Below are 633 nucleotides of genomic sequence, written 5' to 3'. Positions count from 1 at the left end.
GGTGTCGACGGCGTGGAGGGAGACCGCGTCGGTCCCCACCGGAGCCAACCGCACCCGCAGCACCGAAGCACCCGCAGCATGCAACGACACCCCACCCCACGCAAACGGAAGACGCGCCTGCCCCTCCCCCTCCAAACCACCCACACCCAACGCATGCAACGCAGCATCAAGCAACGCCGGATGCACACCAAACCCACCAGCATCCGAAGCAATCAACTCCGGCAACACCACCTCAGCAAACGTCTCCCCACCACGCCGCCACACACCCCTCAACCCACGAAACGCCTCCCCATACACCAACCCCGCACCAGCAAAACCCTCATACAACCCCTCCAACACCACCGACTCAGCCCCCACCGGAGGCCACACCACATCCACCAACGGCACCACACCACCACCAGCCAAAAACCCACTGGCATGCCGCACCCACGAACCCACACCCGAACCAACAGAACCCACAGACGCAAAGACCGCAGAGTCCGCCGAACGCGAGAACAAGGCGAACGCACAACGCCCACCCTCATCCACCGCACCCACCGAAACCTGCACCTGCACCCCACCCGACTCCGGCAACACCAACGGCGCCTCCAAAGTCAACTCCTCAACCCGCTCACACCCCACCAGATCAGCGGC

General features: G+C 64.3%; 1 protein-coding gene. It reads right to left on the bottom strand.

Features of this window, described 5'->3' with window-relative positions:
* Positions 1-633, bottom strand: a 633-nt coding sequence (locus AC3EQ1_RS31325) for a polyketide synthase dehydratase domain-containing protein (RefSeq protein WP_488187186.1), incomplete at both ends; no start/stop codon positions are given.

It is taken from the genome of Streptomyces sp. bgisy100 (genome assembly GCF_057709105.1).
Note: the sequence above shows the minus strand (reverse complement) of the source record. Positions and strands in the feature narration are given on the sequence as shown.